Below are 16,068 nucleotides of genomic sequence, written 5' to 3'. Positions count from 1 at the left end.
CATCAGCTTTACTTCTGGGGAGTATTGTAATTTCTCAGAAATATAGAGTCCCAGAACCAATATATGAACGCAGCAACAATGCTCATTATGTAATAAATGAAAGTGCTGAAAACTGAGAAATCAATTGGCGGATTATCTATGTACCAGAACAAGAACACAGCTAAAAAAGCGACTGCTGTATAAATGAAAAGATGAACCACACTAAACTTTTTAGGCTTCTTTCTTAGCCATAGTTGCACAGGAACAGCAAACAAAAAGTAAGTAATAAATGCATAAAAAGCAATGATAACCACAGTAACCAATGCAAATGGCACAAAACCCGAGTATACAAACATATATAGTCCGAAGATCAAACCATACGACAAACTTGAAAAAGCCAATGTGTAGGTATAGCTTTGACTTTTGCTCCAAGACGCTGCTTCCATATAGTTCACCTGCTTTTTATAAAAATAAAGTATCCATTTTTTCCTATTGTTTAAAATCAGTATATATCCATCACTTTAAAAGATCTATGTTTTTTGGCAGATCATCAATTCACTATCTTAATATCCAGAAATTTTATTGCCATTAAAAAAGGTCAAGGAAATACCTTGACTGTGTATCGCTCACCAATCTGCATCCGGCTCATCGTGTTCGAATCCTTAAAAGCCTTTAATCCACACATCTCCGCAGCCGGCTCCTTTTGTGATCAATAAGTAATGATTTCTGTTTGCATCACCATTCACCTTATCAGCCGCGCTCAAGTTCAAATGATTACCCGTGAAATTCTTTTCACTAAGGGTAAAATCATCTCCTGCCAGTGTAATTCTCTGCAGTTTAAGCTCAAATATCGGCAGAAAGATTATGACCATAAATTCAAAGCAAGAAACGACAGCCCCCATGCAGATAGACCAAACATTACAAAGAACCTAAGCAAAGCTTCGAATTTTGTAAGTCTTCGCTCCCTTTTCGTTTTACCTAATTTCCAATAAACGGCGTAGCAGGAAAACACCAAAATGAGTTGTCCAAGTCGCGACACAGATTCTAAGAATTCTATACCATTCATTGATTTTCACCTCGTTTATTTAAACAGAGAGTCTTTCTTACAGCGTTTATCCAAAGCACTGTTTTCTTTGGTTATAAAAACTGCTTGAGGAATTGTTTGTAAAATGGTTTGCCTGCCGCTTGATAAAAACGGCCCATCCTTACTCCCCCATGTATCAATCAATATGATTTTTATTATCTCAGATGGAAAGACCATTTCCAACAGTTATGTAAAAATAAGTAACTGTAATATACTAATGTATAAGAAAAGTTGTCTTATCCGGCAGAACCATGAGTGCTGCATTTCTCCATTAAAGCGTTAAAGGTGAATTATAAAAGAGCCGCTTTTAAGCTCATTCACGAAGCTTTATCATTTTATTTTTATGCCTGTCAGTCCTATTGGGATAAATTTGCGGGAAGATCAGTTTTAAACCGCTGCCCTGCTCACCTTCAACCCTTCTTGCAGCTTCCCCACAAATAAATATCCAGATGAACAGCTTTCACCTCTTCCCTTTGTGAATCCCTGAGTGAAATCTGACTCTTCCCAAAACTTATCTGGCCTTGCATCGTGGAGCGCCAATTCTCATGCATGAATTTAATTAATCCAGGATATTCGTATTTTGCTTTTCGTTAGCTGAATAACGTTTATAAGAAGCGGGAAATTCTTGATTTACGCGCTGCACTTCCAATGTAAATTCACGTTCCTCTTCTGTCACTCGTCTGAGTCTGTCAGCTTTTTTTGTGTATCTATGTCGGCACCTGGAGGAACGAACCGATTCGGTGCAATTCGTACACCATTTGTGATAACAGCATTATTTTAGGGTATCTTTGAACCGGATTAAATGATGTAACAGGGTTAGGGCTGATAAAGGGCAAAAACTTAGTGAGCCGGTGATTGTCAAATTTATCTTCCGTCAGCTTTTTATCGCTCAAAAAAAGGCCTCCTTTGAAAACGTATCTATTCATGTATATATGTAAATTCTGTGCATTTGGAGATGACAAATCATCCATAGAATCCTCCCTGCATAGCTCCCTCAATTTTTGTAGAGACACTTGTCCGCAAAAAATGTAAGGGTTTTCAAAAGAAGAGCAGTGTGCTAAATTGTAAGATAAGTAAAAATTTTCTGCGAATATTTGAAAGGGGTGTATGATTTGAAAGCAGTAGTAGCAACAAAAGACAAAAGTATAGCGATCGTACAAAAAGAATTACGTCCTTTGCGACATGGTGAAGCCAAAGTTAAGATGGAATACTGCGGTGTATGTCATACTGACTTGCATGTTAAAAATGCTGATTTCGGGGATGTTACTGGCGTCACTTTAGGTCATGAGGGAATAGGCATTGTAACTGAGATCGGTGAAGGTGTAACAAGTCTGAAAAAGGGCGACCGCGTCTCTATTGCCTGGATGTTTGAAAGCTGCGGCTGCTGTGAATATTGCCTAACTGGCCGTGAAACCTTGTGCCGGGATGTAAAAAATGCCGGCTATACAGTTGACGGCGCAATGGCTGAAGAAGCAATCGTAGCGGTTGATTATGCAATAAAGGTGCCGGAAAATTTAGATCCTGCAGCAGCAAGCAGCATTACTTGTGCAGGTGTAACAACTTATAAAGCGGTTAAAGTCAGTGAAATTAAACCAGGTCAATGGATCGGTGTATTTGGAGTCGGCGGTTTAGGCAACTTGGCTGTTCAATATGCAAAAAACGTCTTTAACGCTAAAGTGATTGCTTTCGACATTAGCGATGAAAAATTGAATTTTGCTAAGAGCTTAGGCGCTGATGCGGTTGTAAACAGTTTAAACGAAGACCCCGTCGCTAAAGCAAAAGAAGTGACTAACGATTTAGGGCTTGATGCTGTGGTCATCACGGCTGTCTCTAAAACCCCTTTCAATCAAGCGATTGATGTTGTAAAAGCAGGAGCCCGTGTAGTCGCTGTCGGTTTACCGGTGGACAAAATGGATTTAGATATTCCCCGTCTCGTGTTAGATGGAATTCAGGTTGTAGGTTCATTAGTAGGTACCAGAGAAGACCTGAAGGAAGCTTTTCAATTTGCTGCAGACGGTAAAGTTGTACCTAAAGTGACAAAGCGCCCGATTGAAGATGTGAATGATATTTTTGAAGAAATGGAGCAAGGTAAAGTGACCGGCCGCATGGTTATCGATTTTACTTCCTAATCTTAAGGCTGCCGGGAATGATACGGCAGCCTTTGATCTCGATTCTTGCTCAGCGCCCCACCCAGACTGAATGAGACTTTGTCATTTAGTTCAGAAAAGAAATTTTACAGACCATTCGGCGGTTATTCATTTTGCAAGTATTCCCTGAACTAATCCTGATACCAATATAATACAAGGTCATTCATTGCCGAAGCGTAGCCCTGCTGTCTTAACATAGTTGTTATGCTGCCCCGATGATAAGTTCCGTGATTGGCAACATGGAATAAAATTTCTGAGTAAGCAGTTTCTCTGTAACCTAACCAAGGATTATTTAAGTTCTTTTTTTGTTCTAAATCTGTTTGGCTATTCATCCATTCTTCAAACTGTGAAGCCAGTTCTTCATAAGACGCCGCAAATTCATCTGCAGAATATAAATGAGCCTTTTCTGCATAAGCCATAGAACCTTCCAATGCTTCCTGCATGTCTATTCCTTTAAGTACTTGCAGCCACATAACATCCACCGCGCAGATGTGACTGAACGTTTGAGCAATTGTAGGATATGAACTGTGAACCTCTTCATAAAGGACATTACTTGGTAATTCCTTTATTCTTTCTAATAACGCTTTATTCGCCCAAACATGGTACTGATACATATTTTTCGCATGGTTCATTTAACATCTCTCCTTTAAAGTTGATACTTGTGATTATAAAAAAAGATATATGACAGCAGATTGTCATACATCTTTATAAATTTTCATTATTTTTTCAGCTTCATCCATTAAAATTGATTGAAGTTCCACCGGTTTTATAATTTTAGCGCCACTGCCAAAGCTTAAAAGAATTGATTTAAGCCATCCGGCATGCTGAGGCCGATACACAGAGATTGTAAACGTCATACTTCCATCTCTGTTCATGACTTTTGAAGCGTTCTGAAATTGATCTAATACTTTAGCTATGGAATTAGGATTAACCCAAATGACTACATCCGCAAACCCTCCCAGGTCGGATTCTGAATAAGATGGTTCATCTTTCACTTTGTGACTGCGCAAAAACTCTTCTTGAGCAAGCGTTATATTCATCATACGTGATACTCTAAATTCTCTATCATCTTGACGTTCTCTGCAGAAGCCATATACATACCAATTACGAAACTTATAATGAAGGTGGATAGGTTCTACTTCACGTGATGTAAATTCATTTTTATTACTGACATAATCAAAGCGTACTGCCTTTTTTTCCTGTATAGCTTTTCGCAGCCGGATTAATGAATTCGGTTCTGTTCTAAGGCTTTCCAAGTTAACATACAAAGTCCTGCTGCTTTCGCTTGTATCCAGAGATTTTAATCTATCTATCGTGTGTTCAACTTCCTTATCTTCAAAAACACTCGACAAACTGCTTAATACTGTAATTAAATTCAATACATCATGAGAACCGATTAAACTTTTATCAAATTTGTATCCTCTCATTATCCCAAAACCGCCGTTAGCCCCTTGGTATGAAACGACTGGTATTCCAGCTGCACAAATCGCTTCGATGTCTCTATAAATTGTCCGCGTTGATACTTGAAATTCATCAGCTAAACTGGAAGCAGATAAAATTTCATTATGTAAGAGCTTGAATATGATTGATAACAAACGTTCTAATTTCAATTCTCAATTCCTTTCCTTATTAGAATTGGAAGTGCTCTTTTTGCTCTGACACATTTATGCCGCTCACCTCCTGTCACTTCAAGATACCACGCAGAAAGCTTAATTTTTTCACCTAACCGCATAATACGCGAATTACCATATGCTTTATACTTTGCGACACCGATAAACCCTTCTATTGCTTCATCTGATATTCAATAAAACGCCTGTTGAACCTTTGCTTATGTATACAGCTTCATCTTCACTGAGTAATTTGACGCCCAATTTAATCTACATAATAGTTCACTGAATCTCTCAACAATTTTAGATAAACATCTTCTTTTTATAGAGATGTTCGGTCAATCGACATCCTTGTGTTATATATGGTAAAATTTATAAAAACAAAGGAGCGTTGTTACATATGAGTCTTATCATTTTAGCATCCATGCTTTTATGGGGTGCAGTGATCCACGAGCTAAACAAACCTTCAAAAAAGCAAAGTAAACGAAAAATGATCCCTTTGGTATCCCTCAGTTCTTTATCTACTTTAATCATCACAATTTCGCTTTTTTCTAATTTTAATTGGTTGATATTTGTTATGAGGAAACCCGCCAGAGGTTCCTCATAACACTAAAAACCTACTCACTGCACTTTTTACAGCAGACCTTATCAGAGTGTTTGCTTAACACTTTGTCCATTCTCCCCACAGGCATCTTCTTCTCACTCGGAAGTGTAAGATAAGCTGTTATCTCATCCCCAGATTTTAATGTTTTTCCGCAGATAGAGCATTTTAACTCAGTATTAAAGAAATTTTTTAATCCCATCCAGAAGCCTCCTTACTTACCTTTATAAAGTAATACGTTAATGCTTTATAAAAGTTTCAGGTTAAAGAAATACTCCTTGCCTGGGAATATACTTCATTTCAGTTGATCCGCAGCCGCCCCGGTCATCGTTGCCTATAACTTTATCTACACCACAAACCCGCAAGCAGCCTCCTTGTATCGTACCTTCAGTCCCTTTGTGATTTGTTTTGATTTGTCGTATACTGCGCTTGCCCGGGAAATGATGAATATTTTCGTTAACTATAATTTCCCTGTACCTCTTCGTATGTGGCTCTGCATGATGAAGTAACTTCATGGCTCACCACTTTCATACACAGTTTTATTGCATGTTTAGCCATATCCCTCCTCTTTAAACAGCAAACCGTCCCATCCATTTCTCTCTTTCAGTTAACTTCCCATTATTTCATATTCTTAGAAGCTCTTCATTTTAGACATAACATCCATTTTTTCTTATTTAGACTTAAATCTATGTCGAAATTTATCGTCCGGCATATTATGTACTATCCTAACAACAGGAGGTGGCAATAATATGGGGAACTACGGTGGAAATTACGGTGGAAGCTCTTTCGTATTGATCGTTGTGCTGTTCATTTTGTTAATCATTGTAGGTGCTGCATTCCTTTTCTAGCACATTGACGATTTATATTCGTCTCCCAAACATTGCATCCCTTAGTTCGGACAGACGCCATAAGAAGTTTTATGGCGTTTTTACTTTTGAAAAACAAATCCATTTAAATAAACATTTTATTTTTACTCTGAAGTTTTTTCATAAGCAGGAGAGTTTCTTCCCCTGCCTACGGCTGCTAATCCTTTTCAGATCTTTTATGAAATACTCGGACTAATATTGCCGCTATGAAGATTAAGGCGAACAATCCAAAAGCCATTGATCCATTCTTTAAAATGATCCCAAAGATCAACAATGCGCAACCAGACAAAATAAATAGTATCTTACTTAAAATATTAATCATTTACATTTCTCCCAATCAAAGCTTGCATTCACACCAATAATACCTGCAGTATTTATACAAGCATAGCAAGCAGTTCCACATAAAATAGTTAAACCAGTGATTGCCCATTGGCTAATATTCTTATCGCATAAACAATCTGATACACATCCAGTCCAACCCTTAGCACTCATCATGTTTGATGATGAGCCCGTTTTATCTTCTGCAGACTTTTCTGTCTCAAAGACACCAGACTTGTCTTCATCTTTAACACAAGACTTGTTCATGAAAATAACCCCTTTGTAAAAAAATAATTGTCATCCGTCACCAATACTACATATCAAACAGACCATCTCATAAATCACCTTCTCTCTTTAATAAAACGCTACCATTCATATAAATAATTGTTAAGCAAAATGGCTTTCACATAAAAAAAGCCGGATTCCTCCTTTAAGAGGTTCCGGCTTTTCTTATTGTTCGATCTTTGTTAGTTCAATGGGAACTTTTTATCATTGGTACAAATGCGGGAAATATCTGGTGACGTGCTGCACACCCCCGCTATTATAATATTTCAATAGAGCCTTCTGTTCCATGAACGCGGATTCGCTGCCCATCTTTTATCAATTGGGTTGCATTTTCAACTCCAACAACTGCAGGTAAGCCGTATTCACGCGCGATAACCGCTCCATGGGTCATCAGTCCGCCAACTTCAGTGACCAGGCCTTTTATGGATACAAACAATGGCGTCCAGCTGGGATCAGTATAGGAGGTAACTAATATATCCCCATCTTCCAAATCGGCATCTTCCATGTTTAAAATAACCCGTGCCCGCCCCTCTATGACTCCCGAGGAAACGGGCAGCCCTGCAATCGCTCCGGCCGGGAGGTTTTCTCGTTTGTACTCGCCTGTAATGATTTCACCGTCAGACGTGATAACACGCGGCGGAGCTAGTTTTTCATATACTTTATACTCGCCTTTTCGTGTGCTGATGATTTGGTAATCCAATTTATTTGTGCGTACGACTTCCTGAAGTTCTTCAAAAGTGAGATAGTATATGTCTTCTTTTTCATGAATAACGCCCGCTTCTGCGAGTTGTTCGGCTTCTTTCAGTAAAGCCTGCTTATAAACGAAGTAGCGGCTGATCATGCCGTATTTTGGATATTCTCTGAACCCGCTGAAGTTCCGGATGATGCGGATCATTCGTTTGGTTTCTTTGGCTTTTTGTTCACCATCCGGTAATTGCTTCAATCGGTCTAATAACTCTTGTTCTTTCTTCAACGCCTCCTGCCGCCCTTGCTCAAATTTCCGCTGGCTGGCATTTGGCTCAAAGTTTTTGAGATTATTAAGAATCATAGGGACAAGTGCAGTTGGTTTTTCGCTCCATCGAGTTCTTGTCATATCAATTTCTCCGGCACATCGCATTCCGTACTTGCTGAGATAAGCATAGATAGCGTCACGGGTTTCCCGCCCGCCTTCAAACGTCACCAGCCCATCCAAAAAGTGATCATCTTTTACATTCTCTAAATAGGCAATTACTTCTGGATAAGGGCGGATCACATCGGCGACGTCCAATAGCGCAAGCCCCATTTCTGAGGTAATATTATGGGGTACAGATTGAGAAAGCGTATCTGCTGCGTTTTTTTCACCTAACCACTCGTTCATTTTTTCGTTAATCCATGATGAAGCATCCATTGCAGTTCGAATCAACACCGAACTTTTCGGGTTAAATAGAATCTTCTTTAATTCCTGGATATCTTCCAAAATAAAACGAAATAAATCAGATCCTGATTTCGTCTGGATGTTTTGTTTTAACTCTTCTATCGATGCCTGACTGCTCTTAATCAAATCAGAAACAATTGCCGGATCGTTTTCAGCTTGTTCCGGCATATCTGCATTGCCTTTGCCGGGAATCGGTGCCGTTTTATCAGGTATCGGCTTAATGAAATCATCTCGCTCTATTATGGTCATAAGTGCGTCTTTTAAGAGCGGATCGTGCTGCCCCATGCCTTTTAAGAAAACTTCTCTGACATTAGGAGATGCCAGTTGATGTGTGACATCAACGAATAGCCTTCCGCCGGCTTTACGCATAGGTGCAGCAGTCGTCAACAGAAAAAAAGACAATCCAAGGGGTTTTATGGGATCCGTCATCATTTGCTGATGACCAACAGAGATATAGACGTGATTTTCTTGATCGTTCGCTTCAGGAACGGGGTATAACGTTGTGATCGGACGACTTTGAACAATATAAAAAGTATCGCGGTCCAAACACCATTCGATATCTTGCGGCTGGCCGAAATGAGCTTCGATCTGTCTCCCGATACGTGCCAGCTGTAAAATTTGTTCATCAGTCAGTGTTTGAATCTTTTGCTGATCAAGAGCGATCTCCTGTGTTTCTGTTCCGCCTTCTTTTCGTCCATAGATAGCCAATTTTTTAGTTTCTATTCTCTTATCGACGATTTGCCCGTCCTGTACTTTATAACAATCGGCAGAGACTAAGCCGGAGACAAGTGCTTCACCAAGTCCAAAACCGGCATCGATGGATAGCAGCTTTCGGTTTCCGGTTATCGGATCAGCGGTAAATAAAATTCCCGAAGCCTGAGGGAACACCATCCTTTGGATGATAACGGATAAATAAACTTGGCTGTGATCAAATCCATTTTGCATACGGTAAATGACCGCGCGATCCGTAAATAGGGACGCCCAACATTTACTGATATGCTGCAAGATCGCATCGACGCCGGTAATATTTAAATAGGTGTCTTGTTGACCGGCAAAAGAGGCATGCGGTAAATCCTCAGCTGTCGCACTGGAACGTACGGCATAGGCATGTTCTTCGCCGAACCGGGAGAGATGGCAAGCAACTGCTTTGACTACATCTGAAGGAATTTCTGTTTCCATAATGGTTTGCCGGATTTTTTTGCTGACTTCACCAATTTGATCCCGATTCTCCACTTTCAGCATGGTCAGTTGATCCAACAGCGCTTGTAATGTTTCATTTTGTTCAATGGCTTTTTGATATCCTGCGGTTGTGACACAAAATCCTTCCGGTACTTGTATTCCTTGAATTTTTGATAATTCCCCTAAATGTAACCCTTTTCCTCCAACGAGCAAAGGCTGTGTTTTTTCAATTTCGTGAATGCCGAGAACCAAAGAACTCATTCTATATCTCCCCTTCAAAAAAATTTGACAAGAGCTTTTCAGCATGATATAATCATAATATAAGATGGATAACTATGACTTTTCACACAAAAAGCACGCGTGTTCTGATTATATCACCGTGTCTGTTTTTGTGCAATATAAAAAGAACCTGGCCAATTTGGCGAGGTTCTTTCTTCATTTTTGTCTAAAGCTCTTTAAAGCTGTATTGAGATCTTTTGTGTGAACGTAAATGTTCTTATACAACTCGAATAGTGTTTTATATTTTTGAACATTTTGTTCTTTTGGATAAAATGCAGCTGCTTCATGAATGAACTGCTCTGCACATTCTTCAAGAGAGTCAAACCACCCGCTTCCGAAGGCAGCTAACATCGCAGCCCCCATGGCGGGACCTTGTTCATTTTCTAACTTAACCACCCTCGTATTGAAAATATCAGCTTGCATTTGAAGCCACGTTTCATTTTTAGCTCCCCCGCCAATAGAGACAACCGTATCAACTGATTTTCCCGCTTCGCGGAATAGCTCAATTGATTCATATAAAGAGAATGTGATGCCTTCCATTATCGCCCTCAAAAAGTGCTCTCTTTTATGGGCTCCGTCCATTCCGATCAAGCTTCCCCGAATAGATGAATCAGCATGCGGCGTTCTTTCACCGACTAAGTAAGGAGTGTACAGCAGTCCATTTGCTCCTATCGGAACAGATTCCACCCCCCGCAATAATTGTTCAAACGATTCGTTTGGCGCAAACGTTCTTTTAAACCAGTCCAAGCTGTACCCTGCAGCGAGCGTGACCCCCATCGTATAAAAAGAATCCTTTTTTCCATGATTAAAAAAGTGCACTTTCCCTTTAAAATCTCTTTCTTTGTCTTCTTCACAGGAAAGTATGACTCCTGACGTCCCAATGCTGCATAACGTTTTTCCGGAAGAAAGAATACCGGCTCCGACAGCACCACAAGCATTATCTGCTCCCCCAGCGTACACTTTTGTTTTTTCCAACAGCCCTGTCTTCGCCGCAACGCTCGGAAGCAGCGATCCTACACAGTCATGGGATTCAACAAGCGGAGGACAAATTTCCGCTGAAATACCAAATTGATTGCAAATCTCATCGCTCCACTCTTTGCGGGTCATATGTAAAAGTAACGTTCCCGCCGCATCGGAGTATTCGGTGTGAATGGCGCCAGTCATGCGGAATCTCACATAGTCTTTCGGAAGCAAAAAAACAGCGGTTTTGTTAAAAAGTTCAGGCTCATGTTCCTTCACCCATAACATTTTAGGTAATGTAAACCCTTCAAGAACACGGTTTTTTGTGATATCAAGCAGATGATCGCCAAATGTCTCGGTTATCCTGCTACATTGAGGCGTCGTTCTGGTATCATTCCAAAGAATCGCATGACGCAGCACCCGCCGATCTTGGTCAAGCAGTACTAACCCATGCATTTGTCCTGAATAGCTAATCCCGTCAATATCCCCGGCTTGAACGTTGGATATCGAAATCAATTCAGCCAATGCTTCAATTGTATGCTGCACCCAGTCTTCAGGATTTTGCTCACTATATCCCGCCTTCTCTTGGATGAGCGGGTAACTTTTGGACGTTTCTGCACAAACCTTGCCGTTTTGATTGACTAAAATGGTTTTAACGGCACTCGTTCCAAGATCTATTCCAATGACATACTTCATTTTTTCACTCCTTCCTCTCTAAATAGATCCCCATTGAAATGACCCGCCATAACAGTAACTTCATGACGGGCAATTCCGGGAACTTGGCTGCCTGCATCTTTTTACAGCGGGATCTGGAGCTTCTTTTTTCATTATTCCTGTAAAATGTATTGGTTTAATATCGCTTTTAACCGCTCCTGTCTCCCTGATTCGTTTTTAATTGGCTGATTGTTCAGCGCATATTGCTCAAGTGTCTTAAAATCAGCTCTTCCTTCTGCAATTTCAAGACCAATCCCTTCAGTAAAGCTGCGGTAACGGTGTTGAATCACATCTTCAAACACACGATCTTTGATTAATTTGTGGGCGGCTTTCAACCCTCTTGCAAATGTATCCATCCCTGCAACATGGGCATATAGTAAATCATCAGGCTCAAAAGAAGATCTCCTGACCTTTGCGTCAAAGTTTAATCCGCCGCTTCCAAGACCGCCATTTTGCAGGATTTCGTACATTGCTAATGTCGCAGAATATAAATCTGTCGGAAATTCATCTGTATCCCAGCCTAAAAGCGGATCACCCTGATTCGCGTCAACAGAGCCAAGCAGGCCATGCACTCTCGCCATGCGTAATTCATGTTCGAATGTATGCCCGGCTAATGTGGCATGATTGGCTTCGAGATTTAATTTAAAATGATTGTCTAAGCCATATTGCTTTAAAAAGGCAATGGTTGTTGCTGCGTCCGTATCATATTGATGGGTGGTCGGCTCTTTTGGTTTTGGTTCAATCAAAAACTGCCCTGTATACCCGATTTCCTTCGCATAATCCACTGCCATATGCATAAATCTGGCCATATTATCAAGCTCAAATTTTAAATCGGTATTTAACAAAGTTTCGTACCCTTCACGTCCGCCCCAAAATACATAGTTCTCCGCGCCAAGCTCTTTAGCTGTTTCTAATCCTTTTTTTACTTGGGCTGCGGCATACGCAAATACATCTGCATTACAAGAAGTCGCCGCACCATGGACGAAACGGGGATTCGTAAACATGTTTGCAGTATTCCATAATAACTTAACGCCGCTGGTTCTCATGTAGTCTTTTATCATGTCCACGATTATATCCAGATTTTGATTTGTCTCTTTTAACGTACTTCCTTCCGGTGCGATATCCCGGTCATGAAAAGCAAAAAATGGCGCATCCAGTTTTTCAAACAGCTCAAACGCTGCATCTACCCTCGCTCTCGCCAGATCCATGCCTTTATAGTGATCCCACGGTCTCTGCATCGTAGCTGCGCCAAAAATGTCTGTTCCGTCAGCGGTAAATGTATGCCAATAGGCAATAGAAAATCGCAAATGCTCCTTCATCGTTTTTCCGCCAATTACTTCTTGAGAATTATAGTATTTAAATGCTAAAGGATTCGTGGATTCTTTCCCTTCGTAAATCACTTTGTTTGCGCTTTCAAAATAGTTGACTGAACCGGAATGAGAGTGAGCCATGTGTGATTTCCCCCTTAAAAATAAATTCTAAACATGATCATTCAAATACAAATGCTTTTATGTCATGTTGCACATTAGTTTGTTGCCCAAACAAACTAACTTATTTTCATCTTATATAACCTCATCAGTATTTTCAATATTTTTTTTAGTTTTTTACGAACACATTAGATATAATAAAGGTTGGATTCGCTATGTACTGCGTTTCGCACGATAACACAGAACGTTCAACTTAATTTAAAGATTATACAAATGGAGTGGATGAAGTGGATATCGCTGATCAAGCCTTTGTCAAAAAAGTTAACCAAAAGTTATTACTAAACGAAATACTTAAGAATTCTCCTATTTCAAGAGCAAAATTATCTGAAATGACCGGATTAAATAAATCAACTGTTTCGTCACAGGTAAACACTTTAATGAAAGAAAACCTCCTATTTGAAATAGGTCAGGGACAATCCAGCGGCGGCAGAAGACCTGTCATGCTTGTTTTTAATAAAAAAGCAGGATACTCCGTAGGAATAGATGTTGGCGTGGATTATGTTAATGGCATTTTAACAGATCTTGAAGGGACGATCGTCCTTGATCAACACCATCATTTGGAATGCAATTCTCCAGAAATCACTAAAGATATTTTAATTGAGATGATTCATCACTTTATTACGCATATGCCCCAATCTCCGTACGGGCTTATTGGTATAGGTATTTGCGTGCCCGGGCTGATTGACAAAAATCAAAAAATTGTTTTCACTCCGAACTCCAACTGGAGAGATATTGACTTAAAATCTTCTATACAAGAGAAGTTCAATGTGCCCGTTTTTATTGAAAATGAGGCAAATGCCGGCGCATATGGAGAGAAAGTATTTGGAGCTGCAAAAAATCGCGATAACATTATTTACGTAAGTATCGGTACAGGGATAGGGATCGGCGTTATAATCAACAATCATTTATATAGAGGGGTTGGCGGATTCTCTGGAGAAATGGGACATATGACAATAGACTTTAATGGCCCTAAATGCAGCTGCGGAAACCGAGGCTGCTGGGAATTGTATGCTTCAGAGAAGGCTTTATTAACATCTCTTCAGACGAAAGAGAAAAAAGTGTCCAGCCAAGATATCATAGACCTCGCCCATCTGAATGATGTTGGAACTTTACAGGCATTACAGAATTTTGGTTTCTATTTAGGAATAGGCCTGACCAATATTCTAAATACATTTAATCCGCAAGCCATCATTTTAAGAAACAGCATCATTGAATCGCATCCTATGGTTTTACATTCAATTAAAAGTGAAGTGTCATCCAGGGTTTATTCCCAACTAGACAATAGCTATGAATTATTACCATCTATCTTAGGAAAAAATGCACCCGCTTTAGGAATGTCCTCTATTGTGATTGATCATTTTCTCGACATGGTTCATAACTGAAATGTACATACTTCTATGTTTACGCTCATCTTTAAAGATGGGTTTTTTTATTCTATGAGTATTTCTGAATCAATACTGACATAGGCACCTTCTAATATGAAAAAGGAGTTCTAAAATAGAAATCTCCTTTTTCATTTGCTAATTATTTTTCTTTATAACGGAAATATCTGAAGTCGGCCGGAATATGATTACCGCTCGTATCTTGGCATTGCATCCCTACAAAAGCTCCTGTAAAGAATCCCCCGCCGCGGATGTAATCATCTGATAATTTTTTCGATTCCAATGCAATGTCAATTTTGTGCCAATCTTCGTTGTTAAATGAATAGAAATAATAATATTTTTCGTTTTCAATATTCACTTTTAAATAGACATACTTGACTTCACGAGGAATCACAATTTTATTTTTTAACGGTTGTGAAAAAGAGAAGTTATCACATATCGTTAATTCAAGAATACGGCCAAGTTCTTCATCATACGTGACTTGAAGAGCCGTCCAGTTCTCTGTATTGTAATAGTTCACCAATCCAGCGGCTTGTTGAAAATTTTCCGGATAGAACGCAACAGCAGTTTCGGCTTCAAAATGGAGACTTTGCCAGCGTCTGGCTACAAATGCCTGAGTAAATGTCGAAGTTAAGGATTCATGGCCGTATAATCGTAAATGATTTGGCACTTGAGTTAATGATCCTAATTTCTCCGTAAACGGAATTCTTAACGTTTGAAAATTAATATTTAATGTTGCATCCTCAAATTCATCAACTTCCGGATACGTGTCTTCAAACATTGTTTCAGGTATAGAAGGCGCATCCACCTCCAAGCTCCCTTCTTTTCCGCCTTTTACATAAGGCCAGCCATCTTTCCAATAGAGCTTTTGAATAGCAGTTTCTCTGCCCAAAGGACAATATCCCCTCTGCTGAAAAATTGAATCATCGTCCGGATGAATGGGACGTCCCGTTAAATGAGCTAAATACCACTCACCTGTATGTGTTTGTACAATGGATGCATGTCCGCATTTTTGCAGCGGATTTTCCGGCGCATGCCATGACGTTAAGATTGGATTATCAGGATGAACTTCATATGGACCCTCAATATTTGCAGAACGGGCAATTGTAGCAGCATGTTCGAACCGCGTTCCTCCTTCTGCGGTTAATAAATAATAATAGTTCCCGATACGGTAAAGGTGCGGCGCTTCTGTCAGCTTTCTTTCGGTTCCTTTAAATATCACTTTCGGTTTACCGATTAGTTTTTGCTCCTTATCAGAATATTCCTGCATGACAATGCCTCCAAAGGAGTGCCGATCAATACGCTGATCCCATAACATATTTAATAAATATTTTTTTCCATCCGTATCATGGAACAAAGAAGCATCAAAACCCGAGCTGTTTAATGTGATCGGCTCCCCCCAATCACCATTAATCGTGTCACAAGTCACTAAATAATTGTGACAATCTTTCCAGGCGCCATCTACGACCTTAACATCCGTATAGATCAGCCAAAACTTTCCGTCACTGTAACTTAAACATGGCGCCCAGACCCCGCCTGAATTAGGATTTCCTTTCATGTCTAATTGCGATACTCTCTGTAATGGATGTGCAACTAAGTGCCAATTGACTAAATCTTTTGAGTGGTGTATCTGGACTCCCGGAAACCACTCAAATGTAGATACAGCGATATAATAATCCTCTCCAACCCTGCAAATACTCGGATCGGGGTTGAATCCTTTAAGTACTGGATTGATAATCTTCATTTTGAACTCCTCCTCAGCTATT

Annotated in this window: 15 protein-coding genes and 1 pseudogene; 4 read left to right on the top strand and 12 right to left on the bottom strand. The window is 39.8% G+C overall.

Annotated features, from left to right (window positions below; genetic code table 11):
* Positions 1-8: 8 nt before the first annotated feature.
* The 4 genes and pseudogenes from J6600_RS08905 to J6600_RS08895 all read right to left on the bottom strand — a co-directional run bounded on the left by J6600_RS08905 (position 9) and on the right by J6600_RS08895 (position 1,956).
* Complete coding sequence (locus tag J6600_RS08905; RefSeq protein ID WP_209388269.1) at positions 9-425, bottom strand: UPF0715 family protein; 417 nt, start codon at positions 423-425, stop codon at positions 9-11.
* 416 nt (positions 426-841) lie between these two features.
* The gene (locus J6600_RS19575; RefSeq protein WP_017417852.1) at positions 842-1,045 is read right to left on the bottom strand and encodes a hypothetical protein; all 204 of its coding nucleotides are present in this window, start codon (positions 1,043-1,045) and stop codon (positions 842-844) included.
* 458 nt (positions 1,046-1,503) lie between these two features.
* Positions 1,504-1,590, bottom strand: a pseudogene (locus tag J6600_RS08900) (DNA polymerase); the annotation flags it as partial.
* A 180-nt stretch (positions 1,591-1,770) separates the two neighbouring features.
* Entirely contained in the window at positions 1,771-1,956 is a 186-nt protein-coding gene (locus J6600_RS08895; RefSeq protein ID WP_065180804.1) for a hypothetical protein, read from the bottom strand.
* Between the two features lie 219 nt (positions 1,957-2,175).
* Here J6600_RS08895 and adhP point away from each other — a divergent pair, with 219 nt between their 5' ends.
* Positions 2,176-3,192, top strand: coding sequence for an alcohol dehydrogenase AdhP (gene adhP, locus J6600_RS08890; RefSeq protein WP_020955863.1), 1,017 nt, complete (start codon positions 2,176-2,178; stop codon positions 3,190-3,192).
* A gap of 149 nt (positions 3,193-3,341) precedes the next feature.
* On the opposite strand, the gene J6600_RS08885 is transcribed toward adhP, so the two are convergent.
* A complete protein-coding gene (locus tag J6600_RS08885; RefSeq protein ID WP_159354198.1) occupies positions 3,342-3,842 on the bottom strand; it encodes a DinB family protein in 501 nt (166 codons plus the stop codon).
* Positions 3,843-3,905: 63 nt separating this feature from the next.
* On the bottom strand, positions 3,906-4,820 hold the full coding sequence (locus J6600_RS08880; protein ID WP_209388268.1) for a helix-turn-helix transcriptional regulator: 915 nt from the start codon (positions 4,818-4,820) through the stop codon (positions 3,906-3,908).
* Positions 4,821-5,217: 397 nt separating this feature from the next.
* Between J6600_RS08880 and J6600_RS19570 the strand changes: the two genes are divergently transcribed.
* On the top strand, positions 5,218-5,424 hold the full coding sequence (locus J6600_RS19570; protein WP_245207610.1) for a hypothetical protein: 207 nt from the start codon (positions 5,218-5,220) through the stop codon (positions 5,422-5,424).
* Between the two features lie 10 nt (positions 5,425-5,434).
* On the opposite strand, the gene J6600_RS08875 is transcribed toward J6600_RS19570, so the two are convergent.
* On the bottom strand, positions 5,435-5,620 hold the full coding sequence (locus J6600_RS08875) for a hypothetical protein (RefSeq protein WP_003154035.1): 186 nt from the start codon (positions 5,618-5,620) through the stop codon (positions 5,435-5,437).
* A 547-nt stretch (positions 5,621-6,167) separates the two neighbouring features.
* Here J6600_RS08875 and J6600_RS08870 point away from each other — a divergent pair.
* Positions 6,168-6,266: a YjcZ family sporulation protein gene (locus J6600_RS08870; RefSeq protein ID WP_003154037.1), complete on the top strand. Its 99-nt coding sequence runs from the start codon at positions 6,168-6,170 to the stop codon at positions 6,264-6,266.
* Positions 6,267-6,602: 336 nt separating this feature from the next.
* Here the strand turns inward: J6600_RS08870 and J6600_RS08865 are convergent, their stop codons facing one another.
* From J6600_RS08865 to xylA, 4 genes are all read right to left on the bottom strand, one after another.
* Positions 6,603-6,869, bottom strand: a complete 267-nt coding sequence (locus tag J6600_RS08865; protein WP_021493437.1) for a hypothetical protein — start codon at positions 6,867-6,869, stop codon at positions 6,603-6,605.
* A 274-nt stretch (positions 6,870-7,143) separates the two neighbouring features.
* The gene (gene ppsA / locus J6600_RS08860; RefSeq protein ID WP_209388267.1) at positions 7,144-9,741 is read right to left on the bottom strand and encodes a phosphoenolpyruvate synthase; all 2,598 of its coding nucleotides are present in this window, start codon (positions 9,739-9,741) and stop codon (positions 7,144-7,146) included.
* Positions 9,742-9,915: 174 nt separating this feature from the next.
* Positions 9,916-11,415, bottom strand: a complete 1,500-nt coding sequence (xylB, locus tag J6600_RS08855; protein ID WP_209388266.1) for a xylulokinase — start codon at positions 11,413-11,415, stop codon at positions 9,916-9,918.
* Between the two features lie 131 nt (positions 11,416-11,546).
* Positions 11,547-12,884 (bottom strand): xylose isomerase, encoded by a 1,338-nt coding sequence (xylA, locus tag J6600_RS08850; protein ID WP_209388265.1) that lies wholly within the window; start codon positions 12,882-12,884, stop codon positions 11,547-11,549.
* A gap of 263 nt (positions 12,885-13,147) precedes the next feature.
* Here xylA and xylR point away from each other — a divergent pair, with 263 nt between their 5' ends.
* A complete protein-coding gene (gene xylR / locus J6600_RS08845) occupies positions 13,148-14,302 on the top strand; it encodes a transcriptional repressor XylR (protein ID WP_209388264.1) in 1,155 nt (384 codons plus the stop codon).
* Between the two features lie 142 nt (positions 14,303-14,444).
* Here the strand turns inward: xylR and xynB are convergent, their stop codons facing one another.
* Entirely contained in the window at positions 14,445-16,046 is a 1,602-nt protein-coding gene (gene xynB / locus J6600_RS08840; RefSeq protein WP_209388263.1) for a xylan 1,4-beta-xylosidase, read from the bottom strand.
* Positions 16,047-16,068: the final 22 nt, after the last annotated feature.

This window comes from Bacillus sp. LJBV19 (assembly GCF_017797845.1).
Lineage (GTDB): Bacteria > Bacillota > Bacilli > Bacillales > Bacillaceae > Bacillus > Bacillus velezensis.
The sequence above is the reverse complement of the archived record's forward strand: the minus strand, read 5'-3'. Positions and strand labels throughout refer to the sequence as shown.

Excerpts from the sequence above, each read along its gene's own strand:
- J6600_RS19575 (WP_017417852.1), bottom strand. The coding sequence starts at position 1,045 with ATGAATGGTATAGAATTCTTAGAATCTGTGTCGCGACTTGGACAACTC.
- J6600_RS08885 (WP_159354198.1), bottom strand. The coding sequence starts at position 3,842 with ATGAACCATGCGAAAAATATGTATCAGTACCATGTTTGGGCGAATAAA.
- J6600_RS08875 (WP_003154035.1), bottom strand. The coding sequence starts at position 5,620 with ATGGGATTAAAAAATTTCTTTAATACTGAGTTAAAATGCTCTATCTGC.
- J6600_RS19570 (WP_245207610.1), top strand. The coding sequence starts at position 5,218 with ATGAGTCTTATCATTTTAGCATCCATGCTTTTATGGGGTGCAGTGATC.
- ppsA (WP_209388267.1), bottom strand. The coding sequence starts at position 9,741 with ATGAGTTCTTTGGTTCTCGGCATTCACGAAATTGAAAAAACACAGCCT.
- J6600_RS08865 (WP_021493437.1), bottom strand. The coding sequence starts at position 6,869 with ATGAACAAGTCTTGTGTTAAAGATGAAGACAAGTCTGGTGTCTTTGAG.
- xylA (WP_209388265.1), bottom strand. The coding sequence starts at position 12,884 with ATGGCTCACTCTCATTCCGGTTCAGTCAACTATTTTGAAAGCGCAAAC.
- xynB (WP_209388263.1), bottom strand. The coding sequence starts at position 16,046 with ATGAAGATTATCAATCCAGTACTTAAAGGATTCAACCCCGATCCGAGT.
- J6600_RS08905 (WP_209388269.1), bottom strand. The coding sequence starts at position 425 with ATGGAAGCAGCGTCTTGGAGCAAAAGTCAAAGCTATACCTACACATTG.
- J6600_RS08870 (WP_003154037.1), top strand. The coding sequence starts at position 6,168 with ATGGGGAACTACGGTGGAAATTACGGTGGAAGCTCTTTCGTATTGATC.
- xylB (WP_209388266.1), bottom strand. The coding sequence starts at position 11,415 with ATGAAGTATGTCATTGGAATAGATCTTGGAACGAGTGCCGTTAAAACC.